Origin of the sequence: Porcipelethomonas sp., assembly GCF_051893655.1 — a bacterium.
In the GTDB taxonomy this organism is placed as follows: Bacteria; Bacillota; Clostridia; order Oscillospirales; family Ruminococcaceae; genus Porcipelethomonas.
Genome location: NZ_JBJFHN010000006.1, coordinates 1 through 5,197, shown reverse-complemented (window position 1 = coordinate 5,197; position 5,197 = coordinate 1). Strand labels below are relative to the sequence as shown.

General features: G+C 37.1%; 3 protein-coding genes. All 3 read left to right on the top strand.

From position 1 onward, the window contains the following. Window positions 1-49: 49 nt before the first annotated feature. A complete protein-coding gene (locus ACI4WO_RS00225) occupies window positions 50-1,786 on the top strand; it encodes an SPFH domain-containing protein (protein WP_439805547.1) in 1,737 nt (578 codons plus the stop codon). 2 nt (window positions 1,787-1,788) lie between these two features. Further along, window positions 1,789-2,487 (top strand): hypothetical protein, encoded by a 699-nt coding sequence (locus ACI4WO_RS00220; RefSeq protein ID WP_439805546.1) that lies wholly within the window; start codon window positions 1,789-1,791, stop codon window positions 2,485-2,487. Window positions 2,488-2,501: 14 nt separating this feature from the next. Then, window positions 2,502-5,197, top strand: a 2,696-nt coding sequence (locus ACI4WO_RS00215) for a TIR domain-containing protein (RefSeq protein ID WP_439805545.1), incomplete at its 3' end; no start/stop codon positions are given.

Sequence of the window (5,197 nt, the reverse complement as noted above, 5' to 3'; positions counted from 1 at the left end):
CTTTCATTCCTATTTGTGCTGACGCTACTGCGGCAGAATGGAGATTAACATGAGTAAATTCGTAATAGAATGCCCAAACTGCGGCAAATATACACAAGCCTCAAGTGGATTTTTTGCACGAAAGAAAATTGACTGTACCTGCGGATACACAATCAATGTCAGAACCGACAAAATGACTTCCCGTGTATGCCCTCACTGTGGAAATAACGTTATATTCGACCAGTCAAAAGGCGATAAGGCGGTCTGTCCCGTATGCAAGGAAAAAATAAACACATCAGAAAGTATGGTCAATAAGATTGAATTCAGCTGTCCGTCCTGCTCCTGCCAGTTAACTGCTGATAAAAATTCTTCTGAATATACCTGTCCTTTGTGCGATACCGTTATAGATGTTCAGGCACAGGCAGCAAAAGAAAAGATTAAAAATCAAGGTCTTGCAAGCGTTATCAGGTACGAGGGAGATAATCAGACTTTTGTATGGAAACACCCTATCGAAGACTTTAATCTGGGTTCACAGCTTATTGTTCATGAATCTCAGGAGGCTGTTTTCTTCCGTGACGGTCAGGCACTTGATTTATTCGGTGCAGGACGCTATACTCTTGCAACGCAGAATCTGCCGGCTCTTGAAAAGCTCTATAAGCTTCCCACAAACGCAGATACAATTTTTCATTCCGAAATATATTTTGTAAATCAGACCGTTCAGATGGGAATCAAGTGGGGCACTGATTCAAAAGTGCGCCTTTTTGACCCTGTAACAGGACTTCCCATAGAACTTGGAGCATGCGGTCAGTTCAGTCTTAAAGTATGTGATTCACGAAAGCTTTTGCTTAAACTTGTTGGCACTGCAGGCGGTTTTGACCAGTCGGATGTAATTGACGGCAATTACGGTACAAAACCGACAGTCGCAAAATTCAAAGCAATGATTATGACAAAAGTCAAGAGTAATCTTGCAAGAATCATTAAGGAAAACAATATTAATGTACTGGAAGTTGATGAGTACCTTGATGTTGTTTCCGATAAACTTCGTGATTGCATAAATGAAATGCTTACAGGATACGGTCTTGTTATGCCGGAGTTTTTTGTTACAACAATCATGACTCCGGACGATGATCCTAATTTTCAGCGTTTAAAACAGCAGCATGCTGATATGTATCTGAAAGTCCGTCAGGAACAGATACTCAAAGCAGAGGCTGAGGCGAGTGCTGAAAGACAGACTGTTGAAGCACAGACTGCCGCAAAAATGAAGATAATCGGTGCACAGGGTGACGCTGAAGCCTATAAGATTCAAGCAGAAGCGGAAGCTGCCGAAATGCGCATGAAGGGATATACATATCAGCAGGAAACTGCAAGACAGGTCGGACTTGGTGCTGTTGAAAACATGAGCAATATTTCAGGCGGAACAGGCGGGGGACTGGGAGATCTTGCCGGACTGGGTGTTTCTCTCGGTGCAATGAGCGGTGTCATGAATATGACAAAAGAAGCTCTTAATCCTATGGCTGATACAGCGGCGGCAATGGGGAATAGTTTAAATAATGCCATGAATGATAAATGGGATTGTTCATGCGGAAACAAAGGAATTGTTGGTAATTTCTGCAATAACTGCGGTGCTAAAAAGCCACAGTTGCCGGAGGTATGGGAATGTTCATGCGGAAATAAAGTTGTCGGCAACTTCTGCAGCAACTGCGGCGCTAAAAAGCCTGACACACCGGAAACATGGGATTGTTCATGCGGAAACAAAGGCATAACCGGAAACTTCTGCAGCAACTGCGGTAAAAAGAAAGGGGAATAATTATGACAAAAAGAAATAAACAGGCAATTGCCGTAATTGCGATTGTACTTATAGTATTTTCAATAGTAGTGTTTATTATTCCTTTCAGAAAAGGCAGTACATTCTGGATTGCATATACTGCTGAACTGCTTGCCGTAGCTTTGCAGTTTCCTGTGTTTAAGCTTGCTTATGGAAATGCAGAGGATCTTAAAAGCAAAGTTTTAGGATTCCCCGTTTTCAGGGTAGGTTACATTTATCTTACTATTCAGACAATTGCGTCAATAATTTTATTTGTTCTGGGAGGAACTGTAAAGCATTTTCCGGCATGGATTTCTTTAATTGTATGTATGGTTATTCTTGCTGCCGCAATCATATGCAGTATTGCAACAGATATAGCACGTGATGAAGTTGAAAAGATAGAGGCTGTTCAGAAAAAAGATACAGAATTTATAAAGCTTATGCGTGTTAAATCTCAGAATCTTGTAAACGAAAATAAAAATGAAGGCATTTCAGCAATGCTTGATGAGCTATCAGAAAAATTCAGATATAGTGATCCTGTAAGCAGTAGTGCAACTACAGAATCAGAAACAAAAATTGATATTTTGTTCGGCGAACTTGAAGCAACTGTTCATTCCGGTAATGAATCAAAATCAAAAGTTATATGTGAAAAACTAAATACTGTAATTGACAGCAGAAACAATATTTGCAAATTAAATAAATAGGAGAATCAGGAAAAATGGCTGTATTCAAATGTAAAATGTGCGGCGGAACGCTTGAAGTAAATGAAGGTGCAACAGTTTGTGAATGTGAGTACTGTGGCACAACACAGACTATTTCAAAATCAGATAACGAACAAACCATAAATATGCTTAACAGGGCTACTCATTTCAGACAGCAGTGTGAATTTGACAAAGCCATGGAAATTTACGAAAAGCTTCTGGATTCTGTTAATAATGATTCCGAAATATTCTGGCAGATAGTTCTGTGCCGTTATGGTATTGAATATGTTGATGACCCGACCACAGGCAAGAAAATACCTACTTGTCACAGAACACAGTACAGCTCAATTTTCAATGACGCAGATTATCTTGAAGCTGTCAGATACGCCGATGAGCAGCAAAAAGAGATTTACACAAAAGAAGCACAGGAAATTGATAGTATACAAAAAGGAATTCTTGAAATTTCTGAAAAAGAAGAACCGTTTGATATATTTATATGCTATAAAGAAAGTGATAATGGAAAGCGAACACCTGACAGTGTTCTCGCTCAGGATCTGTATTATCAGCTGGAGCAGGAAGGATTCAAGGTATTTTTTTCGAAAATTACTCTTGAAGGAAAGCTCGGAACTGCCTATGAACCATACATTTTTGCGGCACTTAACTCTGCAAAGGTAATGGTGGTTGTGGGAACAAAAGCAGAATACTTCAATTCTGTATGGGTAAGAAACGAGTGGGGCAGATTCCTTATGCTCATGCAGAAGGATAAAACCAGAACTATCATTCCCGCTTACAAAAACATGGATCCATACGATCTTCCGGAAGAGCTCTCCTTCTTTCAGGCTCAGGATATGTCAAAGCTCGGATTCATGCAGGATCTGATAAGAGGTATCAAGAAACTTACAAATTCTGAAAAGAAAAAAGAATCCGGTTTTGATGAAAGCAAAAGTGATTCAAAGACAATAAAACCTCTTTTGAAAAGGGCGTTTATGTTCCTTGAGGACGGCGAATGGAGTAATGCAGATGAATATTCGGAAAAAGTTCTTGATATAGATCCTGAATGTTCAGAAGCATATTTGATAAAATTACTGGTTGACTTAAAACTGAAATCAAAATCTGAATTATTAAGTCAGAAAAAATCATTCAGCAGCAATATATACTATAAAAGAGCGGTTAAATATGCTGACGCAAAGTTTAAAAAAGAACTTGAAGATTATTCTAATGAAAGAACTTATCGTGAAGCGTCAGATGAATACAATAATAAAAATTACAATCAGGCGTCAGATATCTTTAAAACCATTCCAGGTTATAAAGATTCAGATGAAATGGCAAAAGAATGTATTTATGTAAACGCAACAAATGCATATAACAAGCAAAATTATACTCATGCATCAGATATTTTTAAAACCATTCCAGGCTATAAAGATTCAGATGAAATGGCAAAAGAATGCTTATATTTGTTTGGAAAGTATCGCTTTGAGAAAAAAATATATTCTGATGCCGAAAGAACTTTTAATAAAATACCAGATTATAAAGATTCTAAAAAGCTGGCTGAACAGTGCCATGAAAAGGTAGAAAATGCTTCAAAAGACGAAACACTGAATGAAGCAGCAGAGCTTATGAAGTACAGCGGAAAAGCGGATAATATAAAGGCATTGGAAAAGCTTAACTCAATTAAAGGCTGGAAAAATGCTGATGAACTTATAAAAGAATGCGAAAATAGATTAAATGAAATTGAACTGCGTGAAAGGAAAATACAGAAAAAAGCCAAAATCAAAAAGAAAATTATTATTGTTTCAGTTATAACCGGTTGTGTTATTATTACGGCAGGCATCATTTATTATATTGCCACAATTAATGCAAGAAAATATGATGATGCTATGGAACAATGGGAAAAGGGAAAATATAATGATGCTTACAGCATATTTGCAGATATACCGGATTATAAGGATTCAGCAAAAGCAATGAAACTTCTTTCAGTTCAGGGTGAACAAATTAAAGACTATGACGAAAAGGTAAGTGTTCTTGAAGAACTGGAAGACTACAGAAATGCAAAAGAATTACTTAACAATATAAAATATGATAAATTATCTGAACTTGTGAATGCAAAAAAATATGAAGAAGCAGTAGAATTATTTAACAGTCTTGAAGATCAGAGTGATCCGTCGGGATATATGAAAAGAATCTATAAGACTGCAGTTAACTATGAAAATGACCGCAAATTTGCTCAGGCAGCAGAAATATTTATAATTCTTGACAAGTATGAAGACTCAGCTGAACACGTTGAAAAAATATATGAGCAGGCATGTACATATATGAAAGACAAGAAATATAATTATGCGGCAGCTGTGTTCATGGCACTCGGTGATTATAAAGACAGCAAAGATAATATAGATAAGCTTTATGAAAAGTCAATTAAATATATTGAAGATGAAAAATATACAGATGCGATTCCTATTCTTAAAAATCTTGAGGACTACAAGGATTCGAAAAACAAGCTTGATGAAATACACAAAAAAGCGTCTGAGCTTATGAAAGACAAAAAATATGACGCTGCAGCAAAAATATATAAAAAGCTTGGAAATTTATATGATGACTGTGAAGACAACATCGCAAAAATTGAAGATCTCAAACTTCAGGATAAATATGACAAGGCTGTGAAGCTTGCTGATGACGGTGATTATGATGAAGCAATAAAATTGTTTGAAGAGCTTGG